Source organism: Amycolatopsis sp. NPDC059021, from assembly GCF_042739895.1.
Classification (GTDB): Bacteria; Actinomycetota; Actinomycetes; order Mycobacteriales; family Pseudonocardiaceae; genus Amycolatopsis.
The window spans coordinates 49,817-66,753 of record NZ_JBHYIQ010000053.1; the positions used below are offsets into that span (position 1 = coordinate 49,817).

Consider the following 16,937-nt stretch of genomic DNA (forward strand, 5'->3'; position numbering starts at 1 on the left):
GACCGGGTGATGCCCGGTACCGTCGCAGACATGCTCGGACTGCCGGACACCATCACCGCCTGTCTGTTCGACCTCGACGGCGTCCTGACCGGGACGGCCGTGCTCCACCGCGAGGCGTGGAAGCGGACGTTCGACGAGTTCCTGCGCGAACGCGACGGCGCGGGCTTCACCCCGTTCACCGACCACGACTACGCGGCGTATGTCGATGGCAGGCCCCGTGCCGACGGCGTCCGCGAATTCCTGCGATCCCGCGGAATCGAACTGCCCGAAGGGGAATCGGACGACGCGAACGACGCGGCCACGGTCAACGGCGTCGGCAACCGCAAGAACGAGCTGGTACTGAAGATCATCGACGAGCGCGGGGTGAATCCCTATCCCGGTTCGGTGCGCTATCTGCGGGCCGTCAAGGACGCCGGGCTGCGGATCGCGGTCGTGACGTCCTCGGCCAACGGCGCCAAGGTGCTCGACGCGGCGAACCTGACGCCGTTCGTGGAGGCCAGGATCGACGGACTGGTGATCGCGCGGGACCACCTGAAGGGCAAGCCCGCGCCGGATTCCTTCCTCGCCGGGGCGAAGGCGCTGGAAGTCGAACCCGCGCACGCGGCGGTGTTCGAGGACGCGCAGTCCGGGGTCCAGGCCGGCCGGGCCGGCGGCTTCGGATTCGTCGTCGGCGTCAACCGCGCGCACCAGGCGCACGAACTACGCGCGCACGGCGCCGATGTCGTAGTGGACGATCTCGCCGAACTGCTGGAGGCACGGTGAGCTTTCCTGGACAGGGCACCATGCCGGGACACGGATACGAATGCGCGCCGTGGGAGCTGCGCTGGTGCGGGATGGACATCGACGCGCTCCAGCGCACCGAATCGGCGTTCGCGCTGTCGAACGGCCACATCGGGCTGCGCGGCACGCTCGAGGAGGCCGAACCGCGCGGGCTGCCGGGCACGTACCTGAACGGCTTTTACGAGCAGCACGACCTGCCCTACGCCGAGGCCGGATACGGCTATCCCGAAGAGGGCCAGACCGTCGTCAACGTGACCGACGGCAAGATCATCCGGCTGCTCGTCGAGGACGAGCCGCTCGACATGCGCTACGGCACCGCGACCGCGCACGACCGCGTGCTCGACTTCCGCAAGGGCACGCTGACTCGCACCACCGAATGGTCCTCGCCGACCGGGCGCCGGGTCCGCGTGCGCACCGAGCGGCTCGTGTCGTTCACCCAGCGCGCGGTGGCCGCGATCCGCTACGAGGTCGAACCGCTGGACGATGACCTCCAGCTGGTGGCGCAGTCGGATCTGCTCGCCAACGAGCCGATCGAATCGGACACCAGGGACCCGCGGGTCGCGGCGGCGCTGGAGTCCCCGCTGGTCTCGCTGTTCAGCCACGCCGAGCAGTACAACGCCGTGCTGGTGCACCAGACCCGGGTGTCCGGGCTGCGGATGGCCGCGGCGATGGACCACAAGATCGAGGTCGACGACGGCGTCCGCACCCGGATCCACGCCGAGGACGACCTGGCCCGGCTCACCGTCGCCGTCGACGTCCCGAAGGGCGGACGGCTGCGCATCACGAAGTACCTCGCCTACGGCTGGTCGGCGCAGCGATCCGTCCCGGCGCTGCGGGCGCAGGTCGACGCCGCGCTCGCCGGGGCGCGCCAGACCGGCTGGAAGGGCCTGCTCGCCGAGCAGCGGGCGTTCCTCGACGACTTCTGGGCCACCTCGGACATCGAGATCGACGGCGACGCCGAACTCCAGCAGGCGGTCCGGTTCGCGTTGTTCCACCTGCTGCAGGCCGGGGCCCGCGGGGAGAGCAGGGCGATCGCCGGGAAGGGGCTGACCGGGCCGGGCTACGACGGGCACGCCTTCTGGGACACCGAATCGTTCGTGCTGCCGGTGCTGACCTACACGATGCCGGACGCCGCCCGCGACGCGCTCCGCTGGCGACACTCCACAATGGACAAGGCGAAGGACCGCGCGTCCCAGCTCGGGCTGCGCGGCGCGGCGTTCCCGTGGCGGTCCATCAACGGCGCGGAGTGTTCCGCGTACTGGCCGGCGGGCACCGCCGCCTTCCACGTCAGCGCGGACATCGCGGACGCGGTGCTGCGTTACCTCGGCGCCACCGGGGACGAGGAATTCGAACGGGAGTGCGGTGCCGAACTGCTCGTGGAAACGGCGCGGCTGTGGGCGTCGCTCGGCCACCACGACCGGCACGGCGCGTTCCGCATCGACGGGGTGACCGGGCCGGACGAGTACTCCGCGGTGGCGGACAACAACGTCTACACGAATCTGATGGCGCGGCGGAACCTGCACGGCGCCGTGTGGACGTGCGAACGGCATCCCGACCTCGCCGAGCGGTTCGGCGTGGACGCCCCGGAACTCGACTCGTGGCGCACCGCCGCCGAAACGATGTACCTGCCCTATGACGCCGAGCTCGGCGTGCACCCGCAGTCCGAAGGCTTCCTCGACCACGACGAATGGGACTACGCGGACACGGACCCGCAGCACTACCCGTTGCTGCTGCACTTTCCGTATTTCGATCTCTACCGCAAGCAGGTCGTCAAGCAGGCCGATCTGGTGCTCGCCCTGTACCTCTGCGGGGATTCGTTCAGCCCGGAGGAAAAGGCTCGCAACTTCGCCTACTACGAGGCCCGGACCGTGCGGGACTCCTCGCTCTCGGCGGGAACTCAGGCCGTCGTCGCGGCCGAGGTCGGGCATCTGCAGCTCGCCTACGACTACCTCGCCGAGGCGGCGCTGACCGATCTGCACGACGTGCACAACAACGTCCGCAACGGCATCCACATGGCGTCGCTGGCCGGCGCGTGGCAGGGCGCCGTCGCCGGGTTCGGCGGGCTGCGCGACCACGGCGGCGACCTGACGTTCGCGCCCCGGCTGCCGCCGCAGCTGAACCGGATCACCTTCCGGCTGTGCTTCCGCGGTACCCGGTTCCAGGTCGAGATCGACCGCGACGAGGCCACCTATCACGTCCTGGCCGGCGAACCGCTCGAACTGCGGCATCACGGCGAAAAGTTCACCGTGACCGCCGAACCGGTGCGGCTGCCGATCCCCTCGATCGACCCCGGCGAGCCGCCGGTGCAGCCGATCGGCAGGCAGCCGGCGCGGCGCGACGCCTCGCGGGTCCGCGAGTTCGACCGCTGACGCTCAGCCGGGGAGGTCGCTGGACGGCTCGTCGGTGCCGGGCGGCTCATCGATGTCGCGCGTATGGCTCGGGGTCAGATCCGGGCTCGGCACGCTGGGCACGTCGCCGGGCAGCTGAGGATCGGGCAGCTTCGGCGGCTTCTCGTCCTCTTCTTCGAACGGCTTGCTCAGCTTCAACGGCTTACTCATGTCTTCTGGTTACCCGGTTTTCCGCCGCGGCACCAGTAGCGGGCTACGCGGCGCGACGCCGGTGGGTGCGGATCGGCGATTCACCGCGCCGGTCGAGCAGGGTGAGCAGCAGGCCGTCCCTGGTCGACCACGGGCAGATGGCCACCTTGCCGCCGGAGACGGTGAGCAGCGCCTCCGCGACGATCGCGCCGGCGAGCGCCTGCCGGGCACGGACCCGCGAGATCCCGGGCAGCTCGGCCCGGCGGGCCGACGGGAGCGCGGCCAGCCGCGGGATCCACGCGCGGAGGTCCTCCAGCCGCAGCTCGCGTGCCTTGCCGGGCCGGTCGCCCGCGAGCCGGGCGAGCTGGCGCAGCACCTTCGAGCAGCCGACCACGCGGTGATCGGCGATCTCCGGCAGAACGTCGCCGAGCGCCTCGGTGACCTCCTCGAGCGCGTGCTCCCGCAGCGCGCCGGCACGCTTGCCGGAAACCGGTTCGACGGGCAGCCAGTCGCGGGTCATCGACCGCGCGCCCAGCCGCAGCGACCGCGCGAACCCGGCCTGCTCGCCGCGCCCCGCGGCCAGTTCGACGGTGCCGCCGCCGATGTCGAGGACCAGCAGCGGCCCGGCCCCGGCGCCATACCAGCGGCGGGCACCGAGGTAGGCCAGTTCGGCCTCCCGGCGGCCCGACAGGAACCGCAGTTCGACGCCCGTCTCCCGGGCGATCCTGCGGACCACCTCCCGCGCGTTGCCCGCGTCCCGGATCGAGGACGTCGCCAGCGGGTACACGTCGGTGACGCCGTGCTTGGCGGCCATGGTGATCCCGGCCGACACGGCGGCGGACACCGCCGCGATCCCGCGTTCGGTCAGGCGCCCCGCCGGGTCGAGTTCGCGGTCGAGCCGGAGCCGGGTCTGGTGGGAAAGCGCCGGCTCGAGCGGTGTCCCGCCGGGCTCCAGCACCACCAGGCGCGCACTGAACGATCCGACGTCCAGCACGCCCACCGCGGACTTCCCGATCTTCGACGCGTTCGGCACAGCCGGGTGCACCTCACTTCCGCTGCGATCCTCCGGGGTCGTTCCGTGTCCTGGATTCAACCCCCTGTTCACCTGATATTGGCCGAAATCCCTCACAAGTCACGTGGTTTTGACAAGTTTCTGGCGTCTCGCGGACGCCGTGTTATCACCACAGATTACAGACGGGTAACCCGTCTGAGTGAATCCGGGGCGCCGAGGACTCAATTCGGTAACGACATCGGGGTCCCGGAGCGATCACTGGGCATCAGACCGGGGTGGAGCAGCAGGTGAACGTGATCCGACGACCCGAGCGGCGAGGTGAACTCCTCCCGCTGCTCGCCGCGGCGAGCGCCGTCATCGTGGGTCTCGGCGGGATCCTGCTCGGCGTCTCGCTCGCGCTCACCCCCGCGGCGGTCGGCACCACCCCCGTCCCCGCCGGAAACGTCTCGCCCGCGGCCGGTCACCCGACCGCGAAACCGGCCACCCTCGAGATCCCGGTGTTGGGCCTGACCAGCGGAAAGCTCGTCGAACTCCGGCACACCGCCGACGGCCGCCGGGAGATGCCGGGCACCGCCGCCGGCATCGGCTGGTTCGCCGACGGCCCCGCGCCCGGTGACGCCGGGGTCGCCGTCATGGCCGGGAACGCGGGCTTCGGGTACGCGCACGGAGCCTTCGGCAGGCTCGCCATCCTGCTCCCCGGCGACGAGATCACGGTGCGTGACGACGCGGGCCAGGCCAGCCGGTTCGTCGTGCGCCGAGTGGCTGATTTCCCGGCGGACACGCCGGACAGCGCCCTCGTCGCACCGGATTCGGGCGGCCCCGAACTCCGGCTGATCACCTGCCACGGCACCTACGACACCGCAAGCGCCGGCCACCGGACGGCCGTGTTCGCCGCCCCGGCGCGCTGACGCCGCGGCGTCAGCCGATGAGCTCCCGGAGCTTGGCGACGGCCTCGACGCGCGCCTCGCGGCCGGGCAGCAGCGGGTTCACGACCAGCGTGGTCGCCCCGGCCTCCTTGAACGCGGCGAGCCGCTCCTTGACGTAGCCCGCCGGGCCGACCAGCGAGATCGCGCGGAGCAGTTCGACCGGGACCGCGGCCGCGGCCTCCTCCTTCTTGCCGTCCAGGTAGAGGTCCTGGATCAGCTTCGCCTCGGCCTCATAGCCGTAACGGCGGGCGAGGTCGTTGTAGAAGTTCTTGCCCCGCGCGCCCATTCCGCCGATGTAGAGGGCCAGCACACCCCGCAGGTTGTCCAGCAGGTGGTCGACGTCGTCCCCGATCGCGAGCGCGGCGCCGACGAAAGTGTCCAGTTCCGGGAGCGACGGGTCCCGCTTGGCCTTCCCCTCGGCGAGCGCGTCGCCCCAGACGTCGGCGGCCTTCTCGGGGTGGAAGAAGATCGGCTCCCAGCCCTCGGCCAGCTCCGCGGTGAGGGCGACGTTCTTCGGGCCGATCGAGGCGAGCAGGATCGGGATGCGCTCGCGCACCGGGTGGTTGATCAGCTTGAGCGGCTTGCCGAGCCCGGTGCCCTGCTCCGGCGGCAGCGGGATCGTGTAGTGCTTGCCGTCGTGCACGACGCGCTCACGGCGCCAGACCTGGCGGCAGATGTCGATGATCTCGCGGGTGCGGGCGAGCGGGGCGTCGTACTTCACGCCGTGGAAACCCTCGATCACCTGCGGCCCGGACGCGCCGAGCCCCAGCGTGAACCGGCCACCGGAGACGAAGTCGAGCCCGGCCGCGGTCATCGCCGTCAGCGTCGGCGTGCGGGTGTAGATCTGGAAGATGCCCGAGGCGATCTCCACCCGTTCGGTCTTCGCGGCGACGTAGCCGAGCTGGCTGACCGCGTCGAACGAGTACGCCTCCGGCACGAAGACGATGTCGAGCCCGACCTTCTCCAGCTCGACGATGTCCGCGACGCTGTCGGCGAATCCGCCCGCGTAGTTGATCTGGGTTCCGATCCGCATCCGCGCTCCTTCGCTCGTCCTGGCGCATAGCCTACTAAGCGGTTGCTCATGCCGACAGATCGGGGGAAATCTCACCGGCGCGGCGAAATCTCATCGGCCGATTTCGGAGAGCTGACATCGGCCGCGGGGAGGGCTAGCGTCGATCGCCGGTGGCTGCCGGCACGGGAACGGGCCTCAGCAGTTCTCGGCGGAACGGCAGATCAGAAAGGAGGCCGCCTCGATACGCTTGTCCTGCCCCGTGGTACCGATCGCGTTGGTCTTGCCGTCGACGCCGCAATACCAGTTCTGGTTCCAGCCCACGTCCTGCACATAGGAGTTCCCGCAGATCGTCCCGGCCTGGACGCTGTAGCTCACCGCTTCCAGGCGCTTGTCCTGCCCGGTGGTACCCACGGTGAGGTGTTCGCCCGCCCCGGCGCAGGCCCACGGCTGCCATCCGGTGTCCTGCACGTAACCGGCGACGCAGAAACCGCTTCCCCCGACCGACAGTGTCAGCGCCTCCATCCGGAGCCCTGGCCCGGCCGCCCCGGCGGTCGCCTCCTGACCCGCGGAGGCGCATTGCTCGTTCTGCCACCCGAGGTTCTGCATGTACGCCTTGAGACAGACTCCGTCCGCCGCCGCGACTCGAAGGCCCGCCCGGGCCCCGGCCGGCGCCGGGGTCGCGGGCCGGTCCGCTGTGCCCGCCGCGGACATCGTCGTCGACCTCGCATGCGCAGGCCGCGAAGCGGAGTCGGCGGCAGAAGCCGGGTAACCCACGAACAAGGCGAGCGCGGCGGCCACCGCGCCCGCCACCAACGGCCGTCCGAATCCCGCGTTCCTTCGCATCACAGCAAGCCCACCTTCGCCAAAGTCGTCGGACACTCCACGTTTCTGCGACAGTCGCGCTCGGGAACAGAGTCCTCCGGGATATCGGATTCCAGGAGAACACGTCGCCCTGAAAGCCATCCTATGATCGGAGTGACGGCTTCCTCATCCCCGCGACGCAGCGCACACCATTATGCCGGACTCGGGGCGGAGCCGACAGAGCAATTCGGACACTCATCGGAGCAAGGTCGGGCAAATCGCCGCCGTCCGGCCATCGGGACGCACGGACAACCGACGTCGCGAAGCAAGCCGGTCGACCTGGCCGACGATGGCATCAGCCATCATTTCCGCACCGCGCGGAATGAGGTCGATAAAAAGGAACGGCTCGACAAGTTCACATTCGAGCACGACCGGCTCACCGGTAAGACCGATGATAAGGTCGATGCGAGCGTAAAGCTGGACACCGTGGAGTTCGATCACCGCGTCGATTGCACGACGCGCGCACTCGAACTCGGCGTCAGACGGTTCATCGACCTCGATATGAGCCTGAAAGAAAAGGTCGTCGCGCAGGGAATCACCCGACTTCAGCAAGGCGCTCTTGCGAACGGCATGACTGTAGCGGCCGTCGAGATATATCAACGACAGCTCACCGTTGTGGTCCACAGCGTTCTGATATGGCTGCGTCATGACCACCCGGCCCGCTTGATGCAGCCGCCCGACATGCGCCGCCGCGCGCCGGTCGTCACGACCAGGACGATACCGTGCGGTATTCCGGGCAGCGTTGGACACGGCCGGTTTCACCACGTACTCGTTGCCGGCAAGTGGCTCCCACCGCTCACCAGGGGAAGTCCAGACAGTGGGGACCACCGGCACGCCGGCATCGGCCAGGCAACGCAAGTACCTCTTGTCCAGATTCCACTCGATCGCATCGAGTTGATTGAGCAGCAAAGTTTCGCCGTGCACTCGCCGGGCCCAGTCGAGGAATTCCCGCGGCCGGTCGGGGTAGTCCCAAGTGGAGCGCACTACAACCACGTCGAAAGCCGACCAGTCAACCCGCGAATCGTCCCATACGGGAGAAGCGCAGGTAAGACCGTGGCGAGCGAGCGCACTGCTCAATGACCCCAGCTCCGTGTCTTTTCCTTCCGCTCTCCGGGAAGTGGTCAGAGCGACACGCATCCAGACCTCCAGAGGTCATGAGAACAGGCGGGTTCATCCTCTGATACGACTGCCGGAAACCGTTTCTGATACCTGTCGATTCGGTCCGGACACGACCCGATGATTACACTAGCCGGGGTCGAGCAAGGCAACCGCACCCCGATTCGACTGCCTTTTTGTTCCCATGACGAGTGCCTGTATCCACACATCGATACCAAGGCCTTGTTCGAATTCGCACTCCCGGCTAGGATGTCCGGCCACAAACGACAACGAGAGTGTGTTCTGCCCACCCGCGGAGAGACTCGCGAATGGACAGAACCGGAAACCACTCACGAGCCACTGGTCCCGACGCCACCGCCACAGCCGGATTCCCGCCGCCTCGGTCCAGCAGGTGGGTTTCACAGAGCCTGAACAGTGCGACCTGGTTGGGCCGAGGTGGCGGCTCGGCTGCTTGAGCTTCACGCCTGGACTCCCCCGGCGGGCCGGGCTCGGCGGTCACGGTGAGTAGTGGCGGCCTCTTCGCCCGCGAGGGGACGGGGCCCCATGAAAGCCGCGTGACCGGGCTGTCGGTGCACACCAACAGTGCCAAGTTCGACGGTTCCTGTGACCGCTGAACAGCCGTACCGTCTAGGCCCGTATCGAGGACAAAAATCTCTGTCACGCGAGTTGATCGCGTCGGCCGAAGAGTCCATGGCTCGGACACAGCTCCGGGTCGACCGGGCCAATGCGGTGTTGGACGCGGCTGCGCGGTCGGGCCTGCGTGAGCAAGCGGAGATTGACCGCGAGGCAGCGGCGACCCGGCGCAACAACGGCTACAGCTTCTAGGCTCGGTTCGCGATCTCCGGGCGCGGCTCCACCGATCGTCGAAACGGCACTCAGGCCATGCGGCACTTCTTCACCTCCATGCCACTCGCCCATGCAGTGTCCATTAAGGATGGTTGCGAGCACGCAACGACGAACAAGGTCTTCAAGCCTCGTCAGGCGGCGCAGACGGTCGAGGAACCTGCGACGGCCTGACCGCGACCCGACGAGGCTTGCGACGGCGAAACCCGGGTCAGAGACGGATGGACTTCTTGTTCATGAACTCCTCGATGCCCAGTGCGCCGAGTTCGCGGCCCATGCCCGAGCGCTTGATCCCGCCGAAGGGCAGGTCGGCCTGGGACCCGCCCGCCCTGTTCAGGTAGACCATGCCCGATTCGATCCGCCCGGCCACTCGCCGCATCCGCTCCGGATCGGTGCCGAAGACGCTGGCGCCGAGCCCGAACGGCGAGTCGTTGGCGATCGCGACGGCCTCGTCCTCGGACGCAGCGCGGAAGATCAGCGCGACCGGGCCGAAGATCTCCTCGTAGTAGGCGTTCATGTCGCGGGTGACGTCCGTGAGCACGGTGGCTTCGAGATAGGCGCCGGGGCCGATGCGGTTCCCGCCGGTGCGCAGCGTCGCGCCCTGGTCGATCGCGGTACGGACCTGCGCGGCCACCTCGTCGGCGGCGGCGATCGACGCCAGCGGCGGGAGGGTCGTCGCCGGGTCGGCGGGGTCGCCTGCCACGTAGTACTCGGCGACCCGCTTGGTGAAGCCGCTGACGAACTCGTCGTAGATCTCGTCCAGCACGATGATCCGCTTCGGGGCGTTGCAGGACTGGCCGCAGTTGCGCATCCGCGCCGTCGCCGTGGCCTTCACGGTTTCGTCCATGTCCGCGGTGTCCAGCACGATCAGCGGGTCCGAGCCACCGAGTTCCAGGACGCACCGTTTCAGGTTCCGGCCCGCGTCGGCGGCCACCGCGACCCCCGCCTGCTCGCTTCCCGTCAGCGACACGCCCTGGATGCGCGAGTCGGCGAGGATGCCGGGAACCTGCCTGCTGGAGGCGAACGTGTTGACGTACGCGTCTTCGGGCACGCCGGCCTCGTGCAGGATCTCTTCGATCGCCATCGCGGAACGCGGGCAGATCGAGGCGTGCTTGAGCAGGATCGTGTTGCCCAGCACGAGATTCGGCGCCACGAAGCGGGCCACCTGGTAACAGGGGAAGTTCCACGGCATCACCCCGAGCAGCGCACCGATCGGCTCCTTGGTGATGACCGCCTTCCCGCCCTTGATCGTCAGGGGCTCGTCGGCCAGCAGTGCGGGCCCGTGCTCGCCGTAGTAGGTGAAGATGTCGACCACGATGCCGATCTCGCCGCGGCCTTCGTTGATCCGCTTGCCCATCTCCAGTGTCATGATCGCGGCCAGTTCGTCGGCGCGTTCGGCGAAGAGTTCCGCGGCGCGCAGCACGATGGCCGCGCGTTCGGCGACGGAGCGGCGCCGCCATGAGGAGTAGCCGCGGTGAACCCGCTCGATGGCCGCCTCCACATGCTCGTCGGTCGCATTCGGGATCTCTTCGATCAACGTGCCCGTGGCCGGGTTGGTGACTGAGTACATGGCGTACCGACCTCCGTGTGCTTGCTCCGGCGCTGCCCCTCGTCCACGAAGACTGTATACCGGATACAAACTACCGCGAAATCGGCGTGTGCAGGGCCACATCACCGGCCCTGATGCGGAATCAGACGGCGGGAAGGACTCGCCCGCGCACTTCGCCGAAGCCGATCCGGGTGCCGCCGGGACCCGGCGCCGTCCCGCTGATGACCACCTCGTCCCCGTCCAGCAGGAACTTCCGGGTCTCACCGCCGGCCAGCTCGAACGGCTCACGGCCGCCCCAGCTCAGCTCCAGCAGCGAACCGCGCTGCTCCCGCTCGGGCCCGGTGACCGTGCCCGACGCGTACAGGTCACCGGTACGCAGGCTCGCGCCGTTGACCGTCAGGTGCGCGAGCTGCTGCGCGCCGGTCCAGTACTGCGTCGCGAACGGCGGGCTGGACACCAGATGCCCGTTGAGCCGGATCTCCAGTGCGAGGTCGATCCCCCACGCCTCGCGGCCGCGCAGGTACTCGAACGGCTCCGGATCCTGGACGGGCGGGGCGACCCTGGCGTGGCCGAGCGCGTCGAGCGGCACGATCCACGCCGACATCGACGTCGCGAAGGACTTGCCGAGGAACGGGCCCAGCGGTTGCGATTCCCAGCCCTGGATGTCCCGCGCCGACCAGTCGTTGACCAGGCACACGCCGAACACGTGCGCGGCGAAGTCGTCGACGGGGACCGGAGTGCCCAAAGTGGACGGTGTGCCGACGACGAACCCGACCTCGGCCTCGATGTCGAGCAGCCGCGACGGGCCGACGCTCGGTTCGGCCGCGCTGCGCGGCTTGCGCTGTCCGCTCGGCCGGACGACCGGTGTCCCGGACACCACCACCGTGCCCGCCCTGCCGTGGTAGCCGACCGGGAGCCGCTTCCAGTTCGGCGCCAGCTCGCCGTCGGCGCCCAGGAGGATCCGCCCGGCGTTGAGCGCGTGCTGCTCGCTCGAATAGAAGTCGACGTAGTCCGCGACCTCGATCGGCAGATGCGTGGTCACCTCGTCACGCGCCACCAGGTGCGGGGCGGTCCTCTCCGCGTGACGTGGCTCGGTGAGCCACTCCCGCACCAGTGCCCGCACGTCCCGCCAGGTAGCGGGCCCGGCGGCCAGGAACGGGTTGAGCACCCCCGCGCCGAACAACGGCGCGAACACCGTGTCCGCCATCGCCGCCGACAGGTCCAGCACCTGGTCGCCGACGGCCGCCCCGACGCGGCGCCGGGTGTCGCCGGGGCGGGAGAACACGCCGTAGGGCAGGTTGTCCAGACCGAAGTGAGTGTCTTCGGCCAAGTCGAGCCAGGTCACGCGGTACTCCTTCGGTCGGGGCGGCGCCGGGTCAGGAGGTGCGGGCGGTGATCCAGTCGGTGACGACGGTGTCCAGGACGGTGAGCGGCAGCGTCCCGTGGCCCAGCACGACCTCGTGGAACTCGCGGATGTCGAAGCGGTCCCCGAGCGCCCGCTCGGCCTCGGCGCGGAGCCGCTGGATCTCCAGCCGTCCCACCATGTATCCCAGTGCCTGCCCCGGAATCGAGACGTACCGGTCGACCTCGGCCTCGACCTCCAGCAGCGCCACCGGCGTGTTCTCCCGCAGGTAGTCCACCGCCTGCTGCCTGCTCCAGCCGAGCGCGTGCAGCCCGGTGTCGACGACCAGCCTCGCCGCGCGCAGGGAGTCCTGCATCAGCATCCCGAGCCGGGCCACATCGCCGGAGTACAGCCCCATTTCGTCGGCCAGCCGCTCGGCGTAGAGACCCCAGCCCTCGCAGTAGGCGGTGAAGTCGCCGATGCGGCGCAACAGCGGGAGGTCGGTGAGGTTCTGCGCGATGCTGAGCTGGAAGTGGTGCCCGGGAACGGCTTCGTGGAAGGCGATCGCCTCACTCGTGCACCTCGGCCTGCTGCTCGCCTCGTGGGTGTTCGCGAAGTACGTCCCCGGCCGCGAACCGTCCAAAGCGGCTTCGAGGTAGTACGCGGTCGTGCCGCCCGCTCCCTCGGCCTCGGGGACCGGAGCGACCACGCACTTGGCCGCCGGAATCGTCGAAAACCATTGCGGCGCAACGGATTCTGCCCGCTTGATAGCAGTGCGGGCGGCTTCGAGCAGCTCCTCGCCGTCGCGCCAGCGCAGCTCCGGATCGGTGCGCAGCCGTTCGAAGATCTCCGCGAGGTCGGTCGTGCCGAACACCCGCGAGCCCAGCTCACGGTACTCGTCGGCCAGCTTCGCGATCACCTCGAGCCCGGTGTCGTGCAGTTCCCTCGGGGTCCGCGACGTGGTGGTCTCCACGCGGATCATGCCTTCGTACTTCTCCCGCCCGCCAGGCAGATAGCCGAGCCCCGGCTCGGTTTCGGGCCTGGCGTGCTCGAGGACCTCGTTCGCCAGGAAGTCGCGGTAGCGCTCGTAAGCGGGCCGGACGACTTCGGCGAGCAACCGGTCCCGCTCGGCCTCGAACCCTTCGACGGTCACGCTCGGGGTGACCCGCAGCGGGTCGTTGTCCGGAGCGCCGAGATAGCGGTCGACGTAGGCGACGCCGATCCGCACCAGGAAGTCCGCCGGGACGAAACCCTCCTTCAACGCCGACAGCTGCCGCGCGATCACCGCGTCGAGGTACGTGCCGAGCGCGCCGAGCCGGGTGAGGTAACCGCGGGTCTTCACCTCGTCGTCCAGCACGATGTTGGGCAGATACACCAGCGGGGTCAGCGCGGGCGAGCTGAGCCCGTCACTGACCGAGAACTCGAACAGCCGCGCGTCGTGCGCGTCGATGACGTTGCGCGCCTGGGAGATCACGACGTCGCGTGTGATCGCTTCCTCTGCGGGGAGCGAGCCACGATCGAGCGCTTCGGCCCGCGTCACGATGTCGAAGCAGGCTTCGCGGTGCCGCGCCGCGGCTTCCGCGCTCGGGTCGCCCAGCCGGTCGTGGTCGCCCGGCAGCCCGAGCTGGGAGGGCCACAGCGGATCGGCCTCGAACAGCAAGGCGAGCAGATCCTCGGCGAGCCCGTTGGGAGTGTCCCCGTGCCCGGCGACCCATTCGGACACCACGGTGTCCAGCACCGACAACGGCAGCGCGCCACCGGAAAGCACGACGTCGTGGAAGGCGCGGATGTCGAACCGCGATCCGAGCCTGCGCTCGGCCGCGGCGCGGATCCGCTGGATCTCCAGCCGCCCCACCATGTACGACAGCGCCTGGCCCGGATAGGCGATGTACCGGTCGACCTCGGACTCGATCTCGACCTGCGCCATCGGCGTGTGCTCGACGAGGTAGTCCACCGCCTGCTGCCTGCTCCAGCCGAGCGCGTGCAGCCCGGTGTCGACCACCAGCCGCCCGGCCCGCATCGACTCCACGGTCAGCAGGCCCAGCAGCGAGACGTCGTCGGAGTAGAGCCCCATTTCCTCGGCGAGCCGCTCCGTGTAGAGACCCCAGCCCTCGACGTAGGCGTTGAAGTCGCCGATGCGGCGCAGCAGGGGCAGGTCGGTGAGGTTCTGCGCGATGCTCAGCTGGAAGTGGTGGCCGGGGATGGCCTCGTGGAACGCCGTGGCCTCGGACGCCTGGCGGAACCGGTCGGTCGCCTTGTGGGTGTTCGCGAAGTACGTGCCGGCGCGGGAGCCGTCGATGGCGGGCGGCATGTAGTACGCGGGCGGCGCGCCCGGCGCCACCTCCTCGGGGATCGGTTCGAGAACCCAGGGCTGCTCGGGAATCGTGCCGAACCACTTCGGCGCCTCCGCCTCCGCTCGGGTGATCGCGTCACGAGCGCTCTGCAGCAGCTCCTCCGCGCTCGACCAGCGCAGCGACGGATCCGTCCGCAGTTTGGCGAAGATCTCCGGGAGTTCGCGGGTGCCGAAGACCCGCTCCCCCAGCGTCCGGTACTCCTCGGCCTGCGCGGCGATCAGCGCCAGGCCGGTCTCGTGCAGTTCACGCGGTCCGCGGTCGGTGGTGGTGTGCTTGCGCGCGAACCGGGCGTAGATCTCCTCGCCGCCGGGCAGCCAGCACACGCCGGGCTTGTCGTCGGGACGCCCGTGTGGCGCGATCTCGGTGGCCAGCACGTCCCGGTACTCGGCGAACGCGGGGCGCACGACGTCACGCAGCAGTTCTTCGCGTCGGTCGGCGAACTCCTCGTCCGGAGCGGGCTGACGCCGCAACGGATCCGCCGACGGGTCGGCCAGGTAGCGGTCCAGATGCGCGATGGCGCTCCGCACCAGCCGCGCCACCGGGACCCGGCCCGCGGCGATGCCGTCGCGATGCCGTTGCGCGGCCTGCCGGAGGTACTCCGGGACGGCGGCCAGCCTGCCCAGCTGTGCCTCGGCCGCAGGGCCGGCGGTCACCGAAACCATCGGCAGCGCGGTGAGCAGCCCCGAGGCCGGGGCGATGAACAGGTCGCTGACGGTGAACTCGGCGGACCGGGTGTCGATCAGGTCGATCCGCCCCTGCGCGGAGCTGATCAGGACGTCACGGGTGACCCTGTCCTGAGCGTCGAGCGAGGTGGCGTCGAGTGCCTGTGCCCGCTCGACGAACTCGGCGAGCTTCGCCCGGTGCGCCTGTTCGGCGGCCTCGGTGAAATCGCCCAGCCCCGCCGCGTCCGATCGCAGGCCGAGCAGGGCGGGCGTCAGCGGATCGACGGTGAACAACTCCTCGACGAACTCGTCGGCGAGCGCGGCGACTGCGGTCATGGCGTGGGCCCCCATGGGTGTGCGGACGGTGTTGTCTCCGACCCTAACCACAAGTCCGGGGCCGCCGCCGCTGTCTGGCACGAACGGTCCGTTCGCACCAGGGCTTTGTCCACAGCGAGCACCGCGGGGAGCCGGCACCGAGGGACGCCCTGGGTGCGCTGGGCCTGCCGAGGGACGCCCTCGGTGCATCCGACGCACCCAGGGACGCCCTTGTCGCGACCGGCCGGGTGCCCCCGCGGCCTCGCCGGAACCCGACGTGCGCGGGCGGCCTTCGGCGCGTCCGCCGGGGCGAGGCGGTAGCGTTCCGGGAGTGGCTGTGACCGATCCCGTCGATACCCGCTTGCTCGCCGCGCTCGCCGACCTGGGCAAGGCCGCCGTGCACGAGCTCGCGGCGAAGGTCGGCATGGATCCGCGCGAGGTCGCTTACCGGCTGGTCGCGTTGTCCGGCAGCGGTCTGCCGCTGCTCGTGGGCGTGGAAAGCGATCCACAGGGCCTGCGTGCCGCCATCGCGGGAGCGCCGCCGTCGTGGGCGAACCGCCCGGCCCAGCCGCCGTCCCAGCAGAATCCCGTTCAGCAGGCCCCCGTTCAGCAGCGGCCGCCGCAGGCCCCGCACCCGCAGGCTCCGCCGCATCCGGTGCAGGGCGCGCCATCAGGCGCCTACACCGTGCAAGGAGCGCCGTCCGGCGCGTACACCGTGCAGGGTGCGCCGTCCGGCCCTTACGCGGTCCAGGGCGCGCCGTCGGGCGCGTACACGGTGCAGGGGACGCCCTCGGCCCGCTACCCCGGCCCGCCGCCCGCGGCCCCGCCCCAGCAGCGTCCACCCGGGCCGCCGCAGCAGCAGTTCGCCCCCGCTCCCCCGCCCGCCGCGGTCGACCCGGTGTTCAGCACCTGGGGGCTGCCGCAGTCGTCGTCGTGGGCACGCGGGGACGAGCCGGCGCCGGCCCCGCCGGCGGCCGGGAAGCAGGGCCGGACCGGGGACGTGCTGGAGACGCAAGGGCTGGAGGGCGAGCAGCTCGCGGTTCAGCTCCTGGAGGTCCAGGACCCGGCGGACTACCTGTTCGGCGCCGCGGGCTACCGGCTCGAGGACGGGGAACGCTCGGTCGTCGTGCACACCGAGATCACCAACCGCGGGAACATCCCGTTCGCCTCGCTGCCGGACAACTACCTCGAACTGCTCACCGCGGACGGCACGGCGATCGGCAAGGCACCGGTGTCGCTGACCTCGCGGCCGCCGCACAAGATCGGCGTGCGCCCCGGCGAGACGCTGGGCGGCCACACGGTCTACGTACTGCCGGACGCGACGCGCGTGGTGTCGGTGCGCTGGAGTCCGCGACCGGAGCCGGACGAACGCAGCATCACCTGGTCCATCGAAGACTGACCGGGTCGCTGTCTCCGAAGGCCACCTTCAGGGACTTACGCGCGGCCGGGCGGGCAGGTGGGGATGTCGCGAACGCTCCGTTCGGGACGTTCAGCGTCGCCAACGGAGCGTTCGGGACATGACCGCGGCAGCGGCCCCGCGAGGTGCACGTCGCGACGCGTTCCCGGTGCTGTGATTGGGTCCGAAAACCCCCCGAGCGCCGCGGATGTTGTGAAGAACAGCCATAGAG

Annotated in this window: 13 protein-coding genes; 5 read left to right on the forward strand and 8 right to left on the reverse strand. The window is 69.9% G+C overall.

Annotated features, from left to right (window positions below; genetic code table 11):
- Positions 1 to 30 precede the first annotated feature (30 nt).
- Positions 31 to 762 (forward strand): HAD family hydrolase, encoded by a 732-nt coding sequence (locus ACFWX1_RS28165; RefSeq protein WP_378392290.1) that lies wholly within the window; start codon positions 31 to 33, stop codon positions 760 to 762.
- Between the two features lie 20 nt (positions 763 to 782).
- Complete coding sequence (locus ACFWX1_RS28170; RefSeq protein ID WP_378392302.1) at positions 783 to 3,149, forward strand: glycoside hydrolase family 65 protein; 2,367 nt, start codon at positions 783 to 785, stop codon at positions 3,147 to 3,149.
- Positions 3,150 to 3,152: 3 nt separating this feature from the next.
- On the opposite strand, the gene ACFWX1_RS28175 is transcribed toward ACFWX1_RS28170, so the two are convergent.
- Both ACFWX1_RS28175 and ACFWX1_RS28180 read right to left on the reverse strand, forming a co-directional pair.
- Positions 3,153 to 3,338 carry a hypothetical protein gene (locus ACFWX1_RS28175; RefSeq protein WP_378392291.1) on the reverse strand — a complete coding sequence of 62 codons (186 nt, stop codon included), beginning with the start codon at positions 3,336 to 3,338 and terminating at the stop codon, positions 3,153 to 3,155.
- A 43-nt stretch (positions 3,339 to 3,381) separates the two neighbouring features.
- Positions 3,382 to 4,350 (reverse strand): Ppx/GppA phosphatase family protein, encoded by a 969-nt coding sequence (locus tag ACFWX1_RS28180; protein ID WP_378392292.1) that lies wholly within the window; start codon positions 4,348 to 4,350, stop codon positions 3,382 to 3,384.
- A gap of 266 nt (positions 4,351 to 4,616) precedes the next feature.
- On the opposite strand from ACFWX1_RS28180, the gene ACFWX1_RS28185 reads away from it, so the two are divergent.
- The gene (locus ACFWX1_RS28185; protein WP_378392293.1) at positions 4,617 to 5,237 is read left to right on the forward strand and encodes a class F sortase; all 621 of its coding nucleotides are present in this window, start codon (positions 4,617 to 4,619) and stop codon (positions 5,235 to 5,237) included.
- Positions 5,238 to 5,247: 10 nt separating this feature from the next.
- On the opposite strand, the gene ACFWX1_RS28190 is transcribed toward ACFWX1_RS28185, so the two are convergent.
- From ACFWX1_RS28190 to ACFWX1_RS28200, 3 genes are all read right to left on the reverse strand, one after another.
- Positions 5,248 to 6,288, reverse strand: coding sequence for an LLM class F420-dependent oxidoreductase (locus ACFWX1_RS28190; RefSeq protein ID WP_378392294.1), 1,041 nt, complete (start codon positions 6,286 to 6,288; stop codon positions 5,248 to 5,250).
- A gap of 174 nt (positions 6,289 to 6,462) precedes the next feature.
- On the reverse strand, positions 6,463 to 7,110 hold the full coding sequence (locus ACFWX1_RS28195; protein WP_378392295.1) for a hypothetical protein: 648 nt from the start codon (positions 7,108 to 7,110) through the stop codon (positions 6,463 to 6,465).
- Positions 7,111 to 7,323: 213 nt separating this feature from the next.
- The gene (locus tag ACFWX1_RS28200) at positions 7,324 to 8,265 is read right to left on the reverse strand and encodes a RimK family alpha-L-glutamate ligase (protein ID WP_378392296.1); all 942 of its coding nucleotides are present in this window, start codon (positions 8,263 to 8,265) and stop codon (positions 7,324 to 7,326) included.
- Positions 8,266 to 8,934: 669 nt separating this feature from the next.
- Between ACFWX1_RS28200 and ACFWX1_RS28205 the strand changes: the two genes are divergently transcribed.
- On the forward strand, positions 8,935 to 9,069 hold the full coding sequence (locus ACFWX1_RS28205) for a hypothetical protein (protein ID WP_378392297.1): 135 nt from the start codon (positions 8,935 to 8,937) through the stop codon (positions 9,067 to 9,069).
- 229 nt (positions 9,070 to 9,298) lie between these two features.
- Here ACFWX1_RS28205 and ACFWX1_RS28210 read toward each other — a convergent pair whose 3' ends face one another.
- The 3 genes from ACFWX1_RS28210 to ACFWX1_RS28220 all read right to left on the reverse strand — a co-directional run bounded on the left by ACFWX1_RS28210 (position 9,299) and on the right by ACFWX1_RS28220 (position 15,330).
- Positions 9,299 to 10,657, reverse strand: a complete 1,359-nt coding sequence (locus ACFWX1_RS28210; protein WP_378392298.1) for an NAD-dependent succinate-semialdehyde dehydrogenase — start codon at positions 10,655 to 10,657, stop codon at positions 9,299 to 9,301.
- A gap of 121 nt (positions 10,658 to 10,778) precedes the next feature.
- A complete protein-coding gene (gene fahA, locus ACFWX1_RS28215) occupies positions 10,779 to 11,981 on the reverse strand; it encodes a fumarylacetoacetase (RefSeq protein ID WP_378392299.1) in 1,203 nt (400 codons plus the stop codon).
- Between the two features lie 31 nt (positions 11,982 to 12,012).
- A complete protein-coding gene (locus ACFWX1_RS28220) occupies positions 12,013 to 15,330 on the reverse strand; it encodes a DUF885 domain-containing protein (protein ID WP_378392300.1) in 3,318 nt (1,105 codons plus the stop codon).
- Between the two features lie 310 nt (positions 15,331 to 15,640).
- On the opposite strand from ACFWX1_RS28220, the gene ACFWX1_RS28225 reads away from it, so the two are divergent.
- Positions 15,641 to 16,708: an AsnC family protein gene (locus tag ACFWX1_RS28225; RefSeq protein ID WP_378392301.1), complete on the forward strand. Its 1,068-nt coding sequence runs from the start codon at positions 15,641 to 15,643 to the stop codon at positions 16,706 to 16,708.
- Positions 16,709 to 16,937 lie beyond the last annotated feature (229 nt).